This is a genomic window from Methylorubrum populi (assembly GCA_036946625.1).
Classification (GTDB): Bacteria; Pseudomonadota; Alphaproteobacteria; order Rhizobiales; family Beijerinckiaceae; genus Methylobacterium; species Methylobacterium populi_C.
The window spans coordinates 959,230-975,740 of sequence record JAQIIU010000003.1 but is presented as its reverse complement, the minus strand read 5'-3'; the positions used below and the strand labels follow the sequence as shown (position 1 = coordinate 975,740).

The 16,511-nt window shown below is 69.6% G+C and carries 15 protein-coding genes and 1 pseudogene; 6 read left to right on the top strand and 10 right to left on the bottom strand.

Features of this window, described 5'->3' with window-relative positions; translation table 11 throughout:
• Positions 1-52 precede the first annotated feature (52 nt).
• Positions 53-331, bottom strand: a complete 279-nt coding sequence (locus PGN25_15960; protein ID MEH3119032.1) for a hypothetical protein — start codon at positions 329-331, stop codon at positions 53-55.
• A 193-nt stretch (positions 332-524) separates the two neighbouring features.
• On the opposite strand from PGN25_15960, the gene PGN25_15955 reads away from it, so the two are divergent.
• Both PGN25_15955 and PGN25_15950 read left to right on the top strand, forming a co-directional pair.
• A complete protein-coding gene (locus tag PGN25_15955) occupies positions 525-1,160 on the top strand; it encodes a glutathione S-transferase N-terminal domain-containing protein (protein MEH3119031.1) in 636 nt (211 codons plus the stop codon).
• Between the two features lie 151 nt (positions 1,161-1,311).
• Positions 1,312-1,622, top strand: a pseudogene (locus PGN25_15950) (DUF2380 domain-containing protein).
• Between the two features lie 122 nt (positions 1,623-1,744).
• Here PGN25_15950 and PGN25_15945 read toward each other — a convergent pair.
• On the bottom strand, positions 1,745-2,707 hold the full coding sequence (locus PGN25_15945; protein ID MEH3119030.1) for an IS110 family transposase: 963 nt from the start codon (positions 2,705-2,707) through the stop codon (positions 1,745-1,747).
• A 509-nt stretch (positions 2,708-3,216) separates the two neighbouring features.
• Here PGN25_15945 and PGN25_15940 point away from each other — a divergent pair.
• A complete protein-coding gene (locus PGN25_15940) occupies positions 3,217-4,527 on the top strand; it encodes an IS4 family transposase (GenBank protein ID MEH3119029.1) in 1,311 nt (436 codons plus the stop codon).
• A gap of 714 nt (positions 4,528-5,241) precedes the next feature.
• Here the strand turns inward: PGN25_15940 and tolB are convergent.
• The 8 genes from tolB to ruvB form a co-directional block, all read right to left on the bottom strand.
• Positions 5,242-6,582, bottom strand: a complete 1,341-nt coding sequence (gene tolB, locus PGN25_15935) for a Tol-Pal system beta propeller repeat protein TolB (GenBank protein MEH3119028.1) — start codon at positions 6,580-6,582, stop codon at positions 5,242-5,244.
• A 78-nt stretch (positions 6,583-6,660) separates the two neighbouring features.
• Entirely contained in the window at positions 6,661-7,968 is a 1,308-nt protein-coding gene (tolA, locus tag PGN25_15930; protein ID MEH3119027.1) for a cell envelope integrity protein TolA, read from the bottom strand.
• 16 nt (positions 7,969-7,984) lie between these two features.
• Positions 7,985-8,434 carry a biopolymer transporter ExbD gene (locus PGN25_15925; protein ID MEH3119026.1) on the bottom strand — a complete coding sequence of 150 codons (450 nt, stop codon included), beginning with the start codon at positions 8,432-8,434 and terminating at the stop codon, positions 7,985-7,987.
• A 42-nt stretch (positions 8,435-8,476) separates the two neighbouring features.
• Positions 8,477-9,193 (bottom strand): protein TolQ, encoded by a 717-nt coding sequence (tolQ, locus tag PGN25_15920; protein ID MEH3119025.1) that lies wholly within the window; start codon positions 9,191-9,193, stop codon positions 8,477-8,479.
• Between the two features lie 173 nt (positions 9,194-9,366).
• Positions 9,367-9,807, bottom strand: a complete 441-nt coding sequence (gene ybgC / locus PGN25_15915) for a tol-pal system-associated acyl-CoA thioesterase (GenBank protein ID MEH3119024.1) — start codon at positions 9,805-9,807, stop codon at positions 9,367-9,369.
• A 416-nt stretch (positions 9,808-10,223) separates the two neighbouring features.
• Positions 10,224-10,952 (bottom strand): DUF4142 domain-containing protein, encoded by a 729-nt coding sequence (locus PGN25_15910; protein MEH3119023.1) that lies wholly within the window; start codon positions 10,950-10,952, stop codon positions 10,224-10,226.
• A gap of 306 nt (positions 10,953-11,258) precedes the next feature.
• A complete protein-coding gene (locus PGN25_15905) occupies positions 11,259-12,074 on the bottom strand; it encodes a metallophosphoesterase (GenBank protein MEH3119022.1) in 816 nt (271 codons plus the stop codon).
• Positions 12,075-12,200: 126 nt separating this feature from the next.
• Positions 12,201-13,271 (bottom strand): Holliday junction branch migration DNA helicase RuvB, encoded by a 1,071-nt coding sequence (ruvB, locus tag PGN25_15900; GenBank protein ID MEH3119021.1) that lies wholly within the window; start codon positions 13,269-13,271, stop codon positions 12,201-12,203.
• A 185-nt stretch (positions 13,272-13,456) separates the two neighbouring features.
• Between ruvB and PGN25_15895 the strand changes: the two genes are divergently transcribed.
• The 3 genes from PGN25_15895 (at position 13,457) to PGN25_15885 (ending at position 16,507) form a co-directional block, all read left to right on the top strand.
• Positions 13,457-15,193 carry a L,D-transpeptidase family protein gene (locus PGN25_15895; GenBank protein ID MEH3119020.1) on the top strand — a complete coding sequence of 579 codons (1,737 nt, stop codon included), beginning with the start codon at positions 13,457-13,459 and terminating at the stop codon, positions 15,191-15,193.
• A 133-nt stretch (positions 15,194-15,326) separates the two neighbouring features.
• On the top strand, positions 15,327-15,854 hold the full coding sequence (locus PGN25_15890) for a DNA starvation/stationary phase protection protein (GenBank protein MEH3119019.1): 528 nt from the start codon (positions 15,327-15,329) through the stop codon (positions 15,852-15,854).
• 323 nt (positions 15,855-16,177) lie between these two features.
• Positions 16,178-16,507, top strand: a complete 330-nt coding sequence (locus PGN25_15885; protein MEH3119018.1) for a YnfA family protein — start codon at positions 16,178-16,180, stop codon at positions 16,505-16,507.
• The last annotated feature ends 4 nt before the right edge of the window (positions 16,508-16,511 follow it).

Here is a 16,511-nt window from a genome sequence, read left to right as displayed (position 1 = left end):
GGCCGATCGGTTCACGCGGGGCCGGCGGGCGACGGCGCATGGTCGCATCCGTTCAGGCCTTCTGCTCCTTCAGGCGCTTGACGCACTTGCTGTAGTATTGCGGCCATTTCGGCCCCTGGGCCGCCTTCTCGGTGGCGGAGAGCGCGCGCCACTCGGCGCCGCACTTCTTCTGCCGCTCGCGGGCGGCGGATTGGGCGACGCTCGGCTCCTTCGCGGTCTCCTTCGCCGTCTCCTTGGCGGTCGGCGCAGCCCAGGCCTCCTTGGCCGCGGCGGCCTGCGCGAGAAGGAGCGGAGCGGCCATCACAACCGCAGCGAGAAGTCGAGAGAGCATCGGGCAACTCCGTGGGGTGGATTCGGCCGTTCCGCCGTCCACGCCGCATCACAGCCGCATCGGCGGCCAAAGAGCAAGCGTCCCGCACAACTTGCACACGATCGTCGCCGGCCCGACGGCTTGAGCCGCCGGGCCGATCCGCGCTACGTCGGTGCGGAGAATGGGCGTGGGCCCGCTTTCCCGGGATGCCAGCATGGCGGTCACGACGGCGCAGCCGATCGAGGTTCACACCTGGAGCACACCGAACGGGTGGAAGATCCCGATCATGCTCGAAGAGTGCGGCCTGCCCTATCGGATCGTGCCGGTGAACATCGGCAAGGGCGAGCAGATGGCGCCCGACTTCCTCGCCATCTCGCCCAACAACAAGATCCCGGCCATCGTCGATCCCGAGGGGCCGGGCGGCGCGCCGATCACGGTGTTCGAGTCCGGCGCGATCCTGCAGTATCTCGGCCGCAAGACCGGCTGCCTCTACCCCGCCGACGAGCGCGCCCGCACCGCGGTGGACGCGTGGCTGTTCTGGCAGGTCGGGGGCCTCGGGCCGATGCTGGGACAGGCCCATCATTTCCGGATCTACGCGCAGGAGAAGATCCCCTACGCCGTCGAGCGCTTCACGGACGAAGCCAGGCGCCTCTACGGCGTGCTGGACCGGCGCCTCGCCGGCCGCGACCATCTCGCCGGCGACTACTCGATCGCCGACATCGCCGCGCTGACCTGGGCGAAGTTCCACGAGAAGCAGGGCATCGCGATCGCGGATCTGCCGAATGTCCGCCGCTGGCTCGACGCGCTGCTCGCCCGCCCGGCGGTGCAGCGCGGTTTCGCGGCGATCTGAGAAACCCGCGAGCCTGTCCTGCCGCCGGGGGATGAGGGCGGGGTCGGGAGAGGCACTTTCGCGGACGATCGATACTGCTTTGCGTCCGGTTCCTGCCGGTTCGGCGGCGGGATCGTGCTGCGGGTTTTGAGCCAGAACCTCCCGGCCGGCGTTGTCCGGCAAAAGGCCGTCCTTCGCCGCGCGGGCGCCCCCCGAGAGGGTCGCGGTCTTCGATTTCCAGTTCGCGCGGGGCGCACCGACCGAGGCGGAGCACGAGCGGCTGAAACGCACCGGCGACACGCTTCGCATCCTGCTGGCCGAGAGCGGGCGCTGCACGGTGGTGCCCACCGATCCCTGCGGGACGAGGTGGCCAGGAGCGGGGACCTTCGGGCCTACAGCGTCGATCTGCGCGGAAACACCGACGAGTCCTTCGACCGCAGCATCCGCTACCTCGTCAAGAACCGGCTGCTGGAAGGCCGCTGACGCTTCGCCGAACCGCCGGGCGAGGCCAATCCGTGCGTGACGCGAAAGGCCTTTTCGAGCCTTGCGTCTAAGAGCCTGTTTGACTGCGGTGATCCCCTCTCGCCCCTCATCCTGAGCAACCGTTATGCGTGCGCGGTGTCGTGTTTCCACGGTGTGCCTCTAGCGAGGACGGCGTTGGCGTAGGTGAGGAGCTTGCGGGCGCAGGCGATCAGCGCCTTCTTGTGGGTCTTGCCGCGGGCAATCAGGCGTGTTCGCAGGGTGATCAGGGCGGGGTTCCAGCGATAGGAGGCGGGCAGGGCCGCGGTGTAGAGAGCGGTGCGCACGCGGGCGCGTCCGCCGCCGATGTGGCGTTCGCCTTCATGCTGCCCGCTGTCGTGATCGAAGGGGGCGAGGCCAGCGAGGCTGGCGGCCTGCTCGCGGGAGATGCGCCCGAGCTCGGGCATCAGCACGAGCAGCCGCAGCGCCGTCTTCTCGCCCAGGCCGGGGATGGTGAGCAGCAGATCGAGGCGTGCGGCCAGATCGGGCTGGGCCCTGACCTCTTCGGCCAAGCGGGCGAACTCGCGCTCGGCGCGCAGGCGGGCGCGACGGGCGTCGCCTTCGAGCTGACGGCGCAGGCGCGGGTCGGTCTGGTGTTCGAGCCGCAGCTTGGCACGGGCGGCGTCCTCCATCGCCTGCTCGATGAAGACGAGACGGGCGGCGAAGGGCTGCAGGCGTGGATCGGGGGCGGGCCGTGCCTCACGCTGCTGGGACTGGAACAGCGTGAAAGCGGCGATCAGGCGTGCGTCGAGGCGATCGTTCTTGGCCCGGCGCAGGCTGAGTTTGGCGAAGGCGCGGATCTGCAGGGGTTGATGCAGGTCCACCTCGAAGCCGCGGGTGCGCAGGGCGGCCACCACGCCGCGTTCATAACCGCCCGAGGCTTCGATGCCGACGCGTGTGATGCTGGCCGCTTCCAGGCGACCACACAGATCATCCCAGCCGCTGGCGGTGTTGGCGATCTTCCACAGCTCGGTGCTGTCGGTGCGCGCCACGTCGAGAGTCACTTTGCCGGTGTCGATTCCGGCCACGGGTTTGGTATGCTCGGCCATCTTCGTCGTCCCATCCTTGCGATGCGAACCGGGCGTTCAATCAACCATCCGGGTCCGATGAAGAGGGCGACCGCGATCAGGCTCAGCATCAGCCCCGAGGGCTGAGGTGCGTTCGATCCGACGGCCGCCGCCGGGACCAGGGTGGCCACCCTGGTCCCGGCATCCCTCACGGGACGCGGCCACTCTGCCATGAGTCGCCAATACAAGGTGCCGCGTGAGCGGCCTCGAAGGGGGCTCCAGGTTCCGCGCGATCCCTGGAGCACCCTTCGAGGCCTCCGCTGCGCTCCGGCACCTCAGGATGAGGGTTCAGGATGGGAGCAGGGCTTTCCTCTCGCCTTGCCGTGGCCTGACGAAGATACGGCGGCCGGTCAAACAGGCTCTGAGACGTATGCCTTTTAAGGTTCGTTTATATTAACTATATCCTTGCAATGAGCGAAGCATTGCAAGGATCCGATCCAGTCTGGTCTGCCGTCATTGAACGGTTCGAGAACTATGCGCCGACGAGCCTGATGGCCCGCACGGCCTTGGAACACGCGCTGCCGGCCGGCTGGATCGACGAGGTGTTCGAGCAGCATCGCCAGCGGCAATACACGCGGGAGTTGCTGTTCTCCACTGTCGTCAGGCTGACGATGCTCGTCGCTCTCGGCCTGCGCTCGTCGTTGCACGCCGCTGCGCGCGAAGCCGAAGACCTGACCGTCTCGCTGCCCGCCCTCTACGACAAGGTCAACCGCACCGAGCCCGACCTGCTGCGCGCCCTCGTGCGCGGCAGCGCGACCCGACTGGCCCCGGTGATGACCGCGGCGGGCACCGGCCATCCGAGCCTGCCGGGCTACGCACTGCGCGTGCTGGACGGCAACCATCTGCCCGGCAGCGACAAGCGCCTGAAGCCTCTGCGCGCGCATCGCGGCGCCGCCCTGCCGGGGCAGACCCTGGTCGTCTACGATCCCGATACCGGCCTGGCCGTCGATCTGGTGGCGGCCGAAGATGCTTATGCCGACGAACGGGCGCTGGCCCGGGCCCTCCTGGACGCTGCCGCGCCCGGTCAGGTCTGGGTTGCCGATCGGCACTTCTGTGTCCGGACCTGGCTGCAGGGTCTGGTTGAGGCAGGCAGCCACTTCGTGGTGCGTCGGCACGGCAACCATCCCCGCCTGGGCGCGCAGGGGGATTGGCAGGCGTGCGGCTCCTGCGAGACCGGCACACTGTGTGAGCAGAGCATTACGCTGGAGGGGAGCGGCGATGCGTGGCGGCGCATCGCGCTGAGCTTGACGGCGCCAACGACGGAGGGAGACCGGACGATCTGGCTGTGGAGCAACCTGCCGGCGAGCGTCAGTGCGGCGCAGATCGCGCAGGTGTATCGGCGACGCTGGCGGATCGAGGGTCTGTTCCTGCAGATGGAACGGGTGCTGCACAGCGAGGCCGGTCGCCTGGGTCGTCCGCGGGCGGCCCTGCTGGGGTTTGCCGCTGCCGTTCTGGCCCACAACGTGCTGAGCCTGCTGAGCGCGTGCATCGAGCAGGTGCACGGGCCCGAGCCGCGGGTCTCGGTGTTCCACCTGAGCCGTCAGATCGGTGCCGGCTACGAGGGGCTGATGGTGGCGCTCGGACACGGCTCTGTGTTGACGGGCCAGGAGGATGCGGCGAGCGTCGCGGCCCGCTTGCTCGCCTTGGCGGAGCGGGTCGACCCAGGGCGGATTGCAACCAGCCCGCGTGGTCCCAAGCGCAAGGTCGACAAGTCCTATGTAGCGGCGGCTACGGCCCGAAAACACGTCGCCACCGCCAGGGTCCTCGAAAAGGCCAAGCTAATGGCTAAGAAAACACCTTAAAAGGCATGGCTCTGAGACGACATCCGGTTGATGACTTCGGCCTGTCCTGCGTCATCGCGAGGCGAAGCCGTGGCGATCCAGGGCGCGCCCTTTCCGGACCTGTCGCGCCCTGGATCGCTTCGCGGCCGCTCGCGATGACGGAGGGCGGACAAACCCGAAGCGATCAAGCGGAAACGGTATAACCCCTTGCCGGCCAACGATTTCGGTCGCCAAGAATTCGACGGGATGAAAATCGGAAGGCTTGGCGGCAGATTTCCGCTTGACGGCCTGCCAATACAGTCGCAGTCTCCCTGGGTGCTTCGCGATCGCAAGCACATCGGCCAGGAAGCGGCGTCGTTTGTGCGCGGTTTGTTGGCGAAAGCTGGAGGAGACAGGGATGACTCCACCGCAGCAGGAAGCCGCTCGGATAGCCTGAGAACCCGTTCGGTCTCGGACTTAGCGGCCCGCCACGAACACCGGACGGAAGCGGATCCCTAGGGGCGCAGAAGCGGCCGACACGGCGCGACTTCGAACACGCATCAGCCCCACCTGCGGACCGCTTCCGCCGCGGTCTCTATCGTCGGCGAAAGGGTTTCTGCCGTGCCGGCCGTCGAGGCCCGCGCGGATTTCAGCGTGGGCTTTGCCGTCGGTACGATGTCGGAAGCGGCTCCGGCCCCCTGGGCGGCATTCGTCAGCGGGATCGCGACGAAGCCCGCGGGGCGGCGCTCGGCCGGCCTACTTCCCCGACAGCAGCGGCGACCAGGTCGGGTCCGAGGCGAAGGACGGAGTCGGCACCGGCTGCTCCACCTTGCCGGTGATGTCGACCATGTAGAGCTTGCCGCCGCCCTGGCCGCCGGGATCGCGGAAGAACATCACGTACTGGCCGTTCGGGGCGAAGGTCGGGCTCTCGTTGTGGAAGCCCTCGGTCAGCACCCGCTCGCCGGAGCCGTCGGACTTCATCACGCAGATGGCGAAGCCGCCCTTGCGCTGCCGGGTGAAGGCGATCAGGTCGCCCCTGGGCGACCACGCCGGCTGCGAGGCCGAGCCCTCGCCGAAGGAGATCCGGCGCGCGTTCGAGCCGTCGGCGCCCATCACGTAGATCTGCTGCGAGCCGCCGCGATCGGACTCGAACACGATCTGGCTGCCGTCCGGCGAGTAGGTCGGCGAGGTGTCGATGGCGAGGCCCTGCGTGATCGGGGTCTGCGCCTTCGAGGCGATGTCCACCGTCACGATGTCGGCGTTGCCGCCCTGCTGCACGCTCATCACGAGGCGGCGCCCGTCGGGCGAGAAGCGCGGGCTCGCGCTCATGGAGGCGAAGTGGCCGACCGTCTGACGCTTTCCGGTCTCCAGATCGATCATCTGCACCTTCGGCTGCTGCCCGGTGGCCTGGGTCATGAAGGCGATCTCCTGGCCCGCCGGGGAGTAGCGCGGCGCCACCACCGAGACGTCGCCGCCGCCGGTCAGCGCGCGCACGTTGGCGCCGTCCTGATCCATCACCATCAGTCGCTTGCGGCGGTTCTCCTTGGGGCCGGACTCGTCGACATAGGCGACGCGGCTGTCGAACCAGGGGCCCAGGCCGGTGATCCTGGTGTAGACCGCGTCCGACACGAGATGGCCGGTGCGGCGCGCGTTGGCGACGTCGGTGCCGTATTGCTGGCCGGTGATCTGCTGGCCGGAGGACACGTCCCACAGGCGGAAGGCGACGGTGAGCCGGCCCGCGGAATCGCGCCCGATCCGGCCGGTGACGAGGGCCTGGACGCCCGTCCCCTTCCAGGCCTCGAAGTTCGGCGCGGCGTCGAAACTCGGGTTCTCCGGGAATCGCCCCTTCTCCAGCGGCGTGAAGTAGCCGGAGCGACGCAGGTTGTTGGTGATCACGCTCGCCACCAGCGTGCCGAGGCTGGCATCGCCCGCGAAATCGGCGATGGCGATCGGCATCGGCTGGAAGGCGCCGCTGCCGATGCGCAGTTGAAGCTGCGCCTGCGCCGGGGTGGCGGCGGGGAGCGCCAGGGCGAGGACACCGAGGGCGGCCGCGAGCGCCGGCAGGAGGGTGCGCCGGGTGAGGGCTGTTCCAGGCATGGGAGAAGTCCGGGCTCGTCGAGGGATGCTTGAGGGAGAGGCCGATGATGCGGGGGCTCGGCGGGTTCGCGCCGCGGATCACACGGGCGAGAACTCGAACTCGGCGTTGATGGCCTTCCAGTCGTTGTAATACGGCGCGTACTGGGCCGGGATCTTGTAGGGCGCGCAGCGCCGTACCGCCCGGAGCGCGGCCTGGGCGATCGACTGATCGACCGAGTTGTTGCCTGATCGCATCACCCGCGGCTCGCTGGTGAGCGAGCCGTCCGGGTTGAGGCGGATGTCGAGCATCGGCAGCACCACCCCTTGGGTCGCGCCGGGCGGGGCCGAGTAGCACCGCTCGATCTGCTGCTGCAGCATGCCGACGAGGGCGTCGCGCAGCGACGGCGACAGGCGCTGGGCATTGCCGGTCGCCGCGCCGAGCGAAGCCGTGCGCTGCACTTCCCGGCCGGTCGCACCGGTCGATTGCGAGGGCGCCTTCGAGGCGAGCGTCTGGCGGATGTCGCCGGGGCTGAACTTGTCGGCGAGTTCCGCCTGCTGGCGCGCCTTGGCCTCGGCATCCGCCTTGGCCTTCGCGTCGGCCATCGCCTTCGCCTTGGCTTTCGCGGCGGCCTCGGCCCTGGCTTTCGCCTCGGCGTCCGCTTTGGCCTTGGCTTCTTTGGCCCTGGCTTCGGCGACCTGCTTGCGGTGCTCGGCTTCCGCCTCGGCCTTTGCCGCCGCGTCCGCCTTGGCTTTCGCCTCCGCGCGTGCCTTGGCCTTCGCTTCGGCGGCCTTGGCCGCGGCTTCGGCCTCCGCCTGCTCGCGCTCGATCAGCTTCTGCAATTCCTCGCGCTTCTCGGCCTCCGCTTTCGCCGCCGCGGCCTTCGCTTTCGCGGCCTCGGCGGCGGCGTCCGCTTTCGCCTTGGCCTCCGCCTTGGCCTTCGCCTCGGCGGCCTTGGCCGCGGCCGCCTTCTCGGCTTCGGCCTTCGCGGCCTCCGCCTGGGCGGCTGCGGCTTCCGCCTCCTCCTTCACCGGGTCGGCCAGCGGGTCGGCGGTGTCGGCGCGCAGCGGCATCGCATCGACGGCGGCGAGCCGGGTGTCGGCGGTGCGGGTCGGGGCGGCGGGCGCGTCGGTCTTGGCGTTCTCGGGCTCGCGCTGCTCCAGCTTCTCCGCCACGCGGTCGGCGCGGTTCGGATTGTTCTCCGGTTTCTCCGCGTTGCGCTCGCCCCGGGTCAGCTCCGAGAATTGCTGCTCGGTCAGCACCTCGACCGGCACACCCTCCTGCGCGTCGGGCAGGGCCGGAGCGGCGACCGCGAACAGGGCGGCGGCCAGCACGGCGGCATGGGCCGCGGCCGAGATCCAGACACCCGGTTCGCGATCCCTGAAGGACTCGGGCCAGCGCAGAGCCACTTTGGTACCGCTCCGCCTAGTTCGATTCCGGTTCGGTGACGAGGGCGACCTTCTTGAAGCCGCCGCCGGTCACGATCGCCATCACCTGCGCCACGCGCCCGTAATCGACGCGCTTGTCGCCGCGCACGAACACGCGCTCCTCGGTGCCGGTCTTCGCCGTCTGCATGAGCTGGGGCACGATGTCGTCGTCCTTCAGCTCGACCTCGCCGAGATAGACTTCGCCCGTGCGGCGGATCGAGAGCGTGATCGGCTTGACGTCGGAATTGAGCGGGCTCGCCTTCGATTGCGGCAGGTCGAGGGGCACGCCGACCGTCATCATCGGCGCGGCCACCATGAAGACGATGAGAAGCACGAGCACGACGTCGATGAACGGCGTCATGTTGATCTCGTTGATGGCGCCGTGGCCGCGCCGTCCGCGGCGGCGGCGCTTGCCGCCGCCCTGTACCGCGCCGTGCGTCATGCCCATCGTATCTTGCCCATCGATCCCGCTTCCGGTTGGCTGCGACGCTCAGGCGGCGACCGAGAGGCGCTCGTCGATCTGGCGCGAGAGGATCGCCGAGAACTCGTCGGCGAACCCTTCGAGCCGCGACTGCGACTTGGCGACCGAGGCCTGGAGCTTGTTGTAGGCGAGCACCGCGGGGATTGCCGCGAACAGGCCGATGGCGGTGGCGAACAAGGCCTCGGCGATGCCCGGCGCCACGACGGCGAGCGAGGTGTTCTTGGACGCCGCGATCGAGGTGAAGGCGGTCATGATGCCCCAGACCGTGCCGAACAGGCCGATATACGGGCCGGCCGAGCCGATCGAGGCGAGGAACAGAAGGCGCGAATCGAGCCGCTCGACCTCGCGCTGGATCGTCACGTCGAGCACCTTGTCGATGCGCTGCGACAGCGAGTGGATCTGCCGGCCCGAGCCCTCGAAGGAGCGCTTCCACTCCCGCATGGCGGCGACGAACAGGGCGCCGAGGCCGGTCGGCTGCCGGTCGTTGAAGGAGCGGTAGAGTTCCTCCAGCGAGCGGCCGGACCAGAACGCCTCCTCGAACGCGTCCATCTCGGCCTCGCTGCGGCGGAACAGCAGCGTCTTGTCGACGATGATCGACCAGCACCAGATCGAGGCGCCGAGCAGGCCCAGCATCACGATCTTCACGACGAAATGGGCCTGCCAGAACAGGCCGAACAGGCTCATGTCCACGGCGGGCGCGGCCTGCATGGCATCGGCTGGAGTCATCGAACGATCCTCGCGTCGTCAGGGCCGCGCCGCCGCGGGCCGGACCGCCGACTGATCCTTTGAGCGATGAAGCTTGAGATCACTCGTGAATCTGTCGAAAGTAAGGGTCGCCTCCGGGCCCTTTCGTGGCGGTGAGGCTTTCCCCGCGAGGGGTGTTTAAGCACCTCTCAAGGTTAAGGATCGGTTTCGTCGACGTGCGGCGGCGGGGTGAGAGCCCGGCGCAGACCTTCCGGCAGGCGGATCGCCCGGCCGTTCCTGACGCAGGCGACGACGACCTCGGCGCGCACCAGGGTTTCCTCGCCGCGGCGAACCTCCTGGGCCAGATGCATGGAGGCGCCGCGCAGCGCGCTCGACCATGTCAGCACGTCGATCCAGTCGTCCATGCGGGCGGGCTTGAGGAAGTCGAGGCTCATCTTGCGCACGACGAAGACGAGGCCGGCCCCCTCCGCATGCATCTCCGACTGGTCGCCCGCGAGCGCGCGCAGCAATTCGGTGCGCCCGCGCTCCATGAAGCGCAGGTAGCTCGCGTGATAGACGAAGCCCGAGAAGTCGGTGTCCTCGTAATAGACCCGCACCGGGAGCCGGTGGACGTCCGCGCGCGTCTGTGAAGTCATGGAATTCCGGATTCTAGGGCATAGTCCCGAAAGGCGGCCTCCGGCTTTCGGAAAAAGACGATGCAAAAACAAGAGTCGAGCGCCTCGTCCCGAAAGGTGGCTGCCGGCTTGTCTGAAAAGACGATGCTCTCGGAGCGCCGGTGTCTATACGACATCCGGTTGATGACTTTGGCCTCTCCTGCGTCATCGCGAGGCGAAGCCGTGGCGATCCAGGGCGCGACCTTTCCGGACAGGTCGCGCCCTGGATCGCTTCGCGGCCGCTCGCGATGACGGAGGGGGGCCAAACCCGAGGCGATCGATCGGAAACGGTATAACGAGTCGTGCCGATCCGGGCGAGACGGCGCGAGCGTGCCGGAACGGCAAGGGCCGCCCCCTTTCGGGGACGGCCCTGACCGACACTTCGCGCGCGGTCGGAATCAGCCGCCGATACGGTCGGCGAGGCTGGCCGAGTGGGCGTGCTCGTCGGCGATGTAGGGCAGCGCCTGGGTGGCGAAGGTGCGGCCGGCGGCGCTGTCGCCGTTGCGGGCGTAGGTGCTGTAGAGCGCCAGCGTCCGGGCGTCGGAGCGGGCCTGCCCGTTGACGTAGGCGCGGTCGAACGCGCGGGCCGAGCGGGCCGAACGCAGGCGCTCCAGGCGCTGCTGGCCGTTCGGGCCGAGCGCCACGCGGCGGCCGGGCTCGGCCGGGCTGTTGTCGACCAGGCCGACGCCGCCGAGCACGCCGCCGACGATGCCGGTGCCGATGTTGGCGGCCAGCGTCACCGGAGCGAGCACGACGCCGACCGGATTGTCGAGGCGGGTCGGGATGCCCTGCTGGTCGGAGACGACGCGGCCGGTGGCGGAGAGCGAGGTGCCCTCGGGCAGCAGCGCCTTGGTGGTGGCCTCACGCTCGACCAGCACCCGGTTGGCGTAGTTGCGCACGTGCGGATCGCGGGAGCGTTCGAGGGCGATGCGGCTCGCCTCGATGCTGGCGGCATCCGAACGGAGCGCCTCGGCGCGGAAGTCGCGGGTGTCGGTGCCGGCGGAGCCGATCGGCGCGTCGGCGCCGATGCGCAGCGGCAGGGCGTCTTGAGTGAAGGCGTCCTGAGCCAGGGCGGGCGTGGCGAGGGCGGCGGACAGGCCGAGGGCGGCCAGGACGGTCGTCTTCATGGCGGATGCTTCCTTGAAGGTCGTGCTGGAATCGTGGGTCGTGCCGGCGCTCTTCCGAGAGCGGCGTCGCGCTTCCAACCTGTGCGGCGCATTCCTGTTCCGCATGCGCACAAGTCTGTGATCACAGGATCACGGATGGCGGGCGATGGCACTTCGCGGCAGCCAACTCCTCGAAAGACGATGATCTTGGAGTTACTTACCGGCGAGGGGCGGCAGCCTCCGATGCTGGGATTGAACCTCGAGGTTTTTCGGCGCGCTTCGGTGTAGCCGAAATCCGGATGTCAGATATGCATTTTTTGCATGCGACTACGGCGCTTCGTTCCCGTCACCGAGGTCCGCCACCACGATCTCCGGCGGTACGCCGAGGCGCACGGGGGCGATGCTGGTGCCGAGGCCGCCGGACACGATGAGATCCGCCTGCTCGCGGACATGGCCGTAGGCGAAGCGGTTGCCGTAGCGGGACGGAACGACGGGTGAGCGGCCGAACAGACGCACCTGCCCGCCATGGGTATGGCCGGACAGCGTCAGCGCGATGCGCGGCGGCACCTGCGGGAAGATGTCGGGCTCGTGCGCCAGCAGGATCGCGGGTGCGCCGTCGGGGATCTTCGCCAGCGTTCCGGGCAGGTCGTCGGCGCCGGTGCGGGGATGGCCGTGGCGCTTCCGGCTCGGCAGGAAAGCGAGCTGGTCGCCGAGCCCGGCGAGCCAGACCGCGTGACCCTTCACCGAGAGCGGCAGCGCGTCGTTTTCGAGAACGCGGATGCCGCTGCGCCGCAGGGCCTCTCCGGCGATGGTCGGTCCGGCGCCGCGGGCCTGGGCCGACTTGTCCTCCCACCAATCGTGGTTGCCGAGGATGGCGTAGGTGCCGAGCGGCGCGGCGAGCTTTGCGAGAACCGGCGCCCATTCGGCCGCGTCCACATAGCGCGTGACGGCGCGCATGCCGGCGACGTAATCGCCGAGCAGCACGATCACGTCCCCTTGCAGCGCGTTGGCCGCGGCGACGATGCCCTCGATCCGCGCGGCGGACATCCACGGCTCGCAGGCATGGATGTCGGCGATGGCGACGATGCGCAGGCGCAAGCCCGCCGGCCACGGCCCGAGGGGTTCGAGGCGATAGCGCGTCACGGTGAGCCGCATCGGCTCGATGCCGACGGCGTAGGCGCCCGTGCCCGCGCCGGTCAGCGCTGTCGCGCCGAGCCCGAGCAGGACCGTGCGGCGGGTGACGGAGACGGAGCGTCCGCGCGCTTCGCCTCAGGCATCCGGATCGTCGGACCCGGAAAAAAGCCCGAACTGGGTGCCCGGGTCGCGCCGGGGCTCGGCGAAGCCCATGTGGCGGAAGGCGTGGGGCGTCAGCACCCGCCCGCGGGGGGTGCGCTGCACGAAACCCTTCTGGATCAGGTAGGGCTCGATGATGTCCTCGATGGCGTCCCGCGGCTCGGAGAGCGCGGCGGCGATGGTCTCGATCCCGACCGGGCCGCCGCCGAAGGAGGTGGCGATCAGGGTCAGGTACTTGCGGTCCATCACGTCGAGGCCGACGGGATCGACGTCGAGCATCTGCAGCGCCCGGTCGGCGATGGCGCGGCTGACCGTCTGCGCCTCCTCGACGATGGCGAAGTCGCGCACCCGGCGCAGCAGGCGCCCGGCGATGCGCGGCGTGCCGCGGGCGCGCTTGGCGATCTCGTTGGCGCCCTCCTCCGACATGCCGAGGCCGAGCACCCGCGCGCCGCGGCGCACGATCAGTTCGAGCTCGTCGATCTCGTAGAATTCGAGGCGGATCGGGATACCGAAGCGGTCGCGCAGCGGCGTGGTCAGCAGGCCGGCGCGGGTGGTGGCGCCGACCAGGGTGAATTTCGGCAGTTCGATCTTCACCGAACGCGCCGCCGGACCCTCGCCGATGATCAGATCGAGCTGGTAGTCCTCCATCGCCGGGTAGAGGATCTCCTCCACCGCCGGGTTGAGGCGGTGGATCTCGTCGATGAACAGGACGTCGCGCTCCTCCAGGTTGGTGAGCTGCGCGGCGAGATCCCCGGCCTTGGCGATGACAGGGCCGGAGGTCGAGCGGAAATTGACGCCGAGTTCGCGGGCGACGATCTGAGCGAGCGTCGTCTTGCCCAGGCCCGGCGGGCCGACGAACAGGACGTGGTCGAGGGCCTGGCCGGTCTTCCTGGCCGCCTCGATGAAGATCCGCATGTTGGCGCGCGCCGCCCGCTGCCCGATGAACTCGGCGAGGCTCAGGGGGCGGATCGACTGATCCACGTCGTCCGGCCGGCGCTCGGGGTTCAGCAGGGTCTTTCCGGGCCTGGAAGGCTTGTCTTCGCTCACGGGGGTCTCGCGGGGCGGCGGCTGCCCCCGCGTTTTGCACATCCCGCGCCCCGGGGCCACCGCGGCGAAATCGATGGCGCGGACGGCGCGGGCGACGTGCCACGGCACACGCCGCCTCAGGGCGCCGAAGCGAGTTGGTAACCAACCGCGCCGATGATCGCGCCGTGCACCCGACGGGATCCGCGATGCCGAACGTCATCTCCGCCCCGCGCCGCCCCCGCCGCGCCCGGCTCATCGGCGGCACCGGCGCCGCCCTGGCGCTCCTGCTCGCCGCCCCGCTGCGGGCCGAGCCCGTTCCCGAGCCGCAGCCCGATTCCCGGATCAACCTGCGGATCGAGCCGAAGGCCGAGGGCGCGCCGGAACGGAAGCGCGAACTCAGGGCCGACCCGAAGCCGGAGCCGCGGCCGGAGAAGGCGGACGCGAAGCCCGAGCAGAAGCTGGAGCGCCCGACCGCCGGAACGGTGGCCGTTCCGACCGAGGCGCCGCCGGCCAGGAAGGCGACCCGGGAACTGCCGCCGATCGTCTATGCCCGCGTCTCGGAGGATCCGCTGCCGACCTACACGGCGCAGACCTTCGTCGACACCATGCGCGCCGCCGAGCGCTATCAGGTCTATGCCGAGGCCGGCGGCTGGAAGACGCTGCCCGCGGATTTCGCGCCCAAGCCCGGCGACAGCCACCCGGCGATCCCGTCGCTGCGCCATCACCTGACCCTGACCGGAGACCTGCCCGCCGATGCGCCGCCCTCCGACCGCTACGACCCGCCGCTGATCGCCGCGGTGAAGGCGTTCCAGGCCCGCCACGGCCTGCCGGACGCCGGCATCCTCGGCCGCCTGACGCTGAACGCGCTCAACGTGCCGGCCGACATGCGCCAGCGCCAGTTGCGCGCCTCGGCGCAGCGGCTGATGGGCTCGGCCTTCACCTTCGGCGAGCGCTACGTCACCGTGAACATCCCCTCGGCCACCGTCGAGGCGGTGGAGAACGGTGCGGTCACGCGCCGCTACGTCGCGGTCGTCGGCTCGCCCGACAAGCAGACGCCCGCGGTCGAGACCCGCATCACCGACGTCAACCTCAACCCGACCTGGACCGTGCCCGTCTCGGTGATCAGGAACGAGATCATCCCGACGATGCGCAAGAACCCGGGCTATCTCGCCAGGAACCGCATCCGCATCCTCGGCCCCGGCGGCGTCGAGGTCGATCCGACCGCGATCGACTGGAACACGCGAGATGCGGCCAACTACACGCTGCGCCAGGATTCCGGCCTCGACAACTCGCTCGGGCAGGTGCGCATCGACATGCCGAACCGCCACGCGATCTACATGCACGACACGCCCTCGAAATCGCTGTTCGCGGGCTCGGTGCGATTCCACTCGCACGGCTGCGTGCGCGTCGGGCAGGTGAAGGAATTCGCCGCGTGGCTGCTCCAAGGCACCGAGGGGCCGAACGGGCCGGGCTCGACCTGGGGACCGATCGAGATCGAGACGGCCATCGCCGCGGGCGAGCGGCGCGACGTGAAGCTGGCGAAGCCGACGCCGGTCGCCTTCGTCTATCTCACCGGCTACGCCACCTCGGACGGGCGCGTGCATTTCCGCGACGACATCTACGGCCTCGATACGCCGCCCGTGCCCGACGTGACGACGACGGGCGCCATCGCACCCCGCGCGGTGCCGACGCCCCGCCGAACCGCGGCCCCCGCGCCGTCGGCCGCCCTTCCTTCGGCCGCACAGGGCGTGCCGGCGAAGTCCGCCCCGGCCAAGCCTGCATCCGCCAAGGTCACCCCGGCCGTGCCGCCCCTGTCCCCGCCGCCGGCCGCGGTGCCGCCCGCGCCGAAGCCGCAGGCCCGCAAGGCGGCGCCGCCGCCCGAGCGCGCGCCGGGGAGCGATCCGGTCCTGCTGCCGCCGGGTCTCGTCGGCGGGCGCGGCTGACATCGGCTTCCCATCCACGGCAGCGCAGTCATGCAGGGCGGAACAAAGCTCCCGTGTCCCACATTCTGCCGAACGAGTGCCGGCCCTGTCACCGCCGGAGAAATCCGTTTGCAGATCGTCAAGGACACGACCCATGGCCAAGGCTAAGCTGCGCGTCGCCAGCGACCGTCTCAACACCCCGACCGATCTCGATCCGAACGACGTCAAGAAGATCTCCGAGGGCTTGACCGTCCTGCTGTCGGACCTCTTCGCGCTCTACATCAAGACCAAGAACTTCCACTGGCATGTCAGCGGACCGAACTTCCGCGACTATCATCTGCTGCTCGACGAGCAGTCGCAGCAGATCTTCGCGATCATCGACGCGGTCGGCGAGCGCGCCCGCAAGATCGGCGGCACCACCCTGCGCTCGCTCGGCCAGGCCGAGCGCCTCAAGCGCGTGACCGACAACGACGCCGATTACGTCAGCCCGCTCGAGATGCTGAAGGAACTGCGGGACGACAACAAGACGCTGACCGCCAACATGCGCGAGCTGCACGGCGTCACCGACGAGGCGAACGACGTCTCGACGACCAGCCTGCTGGAGGAATGGATCGACCAGTCCGAGGAACGCACGTGGTTCCTCTACGAGGCCACCCGCGACGCCACCGAGGGCGGCCACTGATCTTTCAGGCCTCCGGCGCGCCGGATCGGGGCCGTCGACCCGTCGAGGGTCGGTGGCCCTTTCGTCGTCTGCGATGTGAAACGATTCTTCCGAGGTTCTTGATCGCCCCATCCGGTGCCGCCGCGGTCCTGGATCGCTTTGCCTGACGGCTCACGATGACGGAAAGGGCCACCCTCTCCGTCATCGCGAGGCGGAGCCGAAGCAATCCAGAACGCCGACCTCTGCGGAGATGTCGCTTCGCTGACGCGCGATGACGGCCCGGCGACCGGCCGATGCGTCGCGGTCGGCTTGGCAACGCGCGTGGCCTGGGCCAGGCGTCGCCGATGGCCAAGACCCTGCTCGCCTACGCTGCCGCCGCGCTCGCGGAAATCGCCGGCTGCTTCGCCTTCTGGGCGTGGCTGCGGCTCGGTCGTCCGGTGTGGTGGGTGGCGCCGGGCCTCGTCTCGCTGACGCTGTTCGCGTCCCTGCTGACGCTGGCGGAGAGCGAAGCCGCCGGCCGCACCTTTGCGGCCTATGGCGGCATCTACATCGTCGCCTCGATCCTCTGGCTGTGGGGGATCGAGGGCTGCCGGCCCGATCGCTGGGACGTGGCCGGCGGGGTCATCTGCCTCGCCGGCATGGCCGTGATCCTGTTCGGGCCCCGGAGCGGCTGAGCCG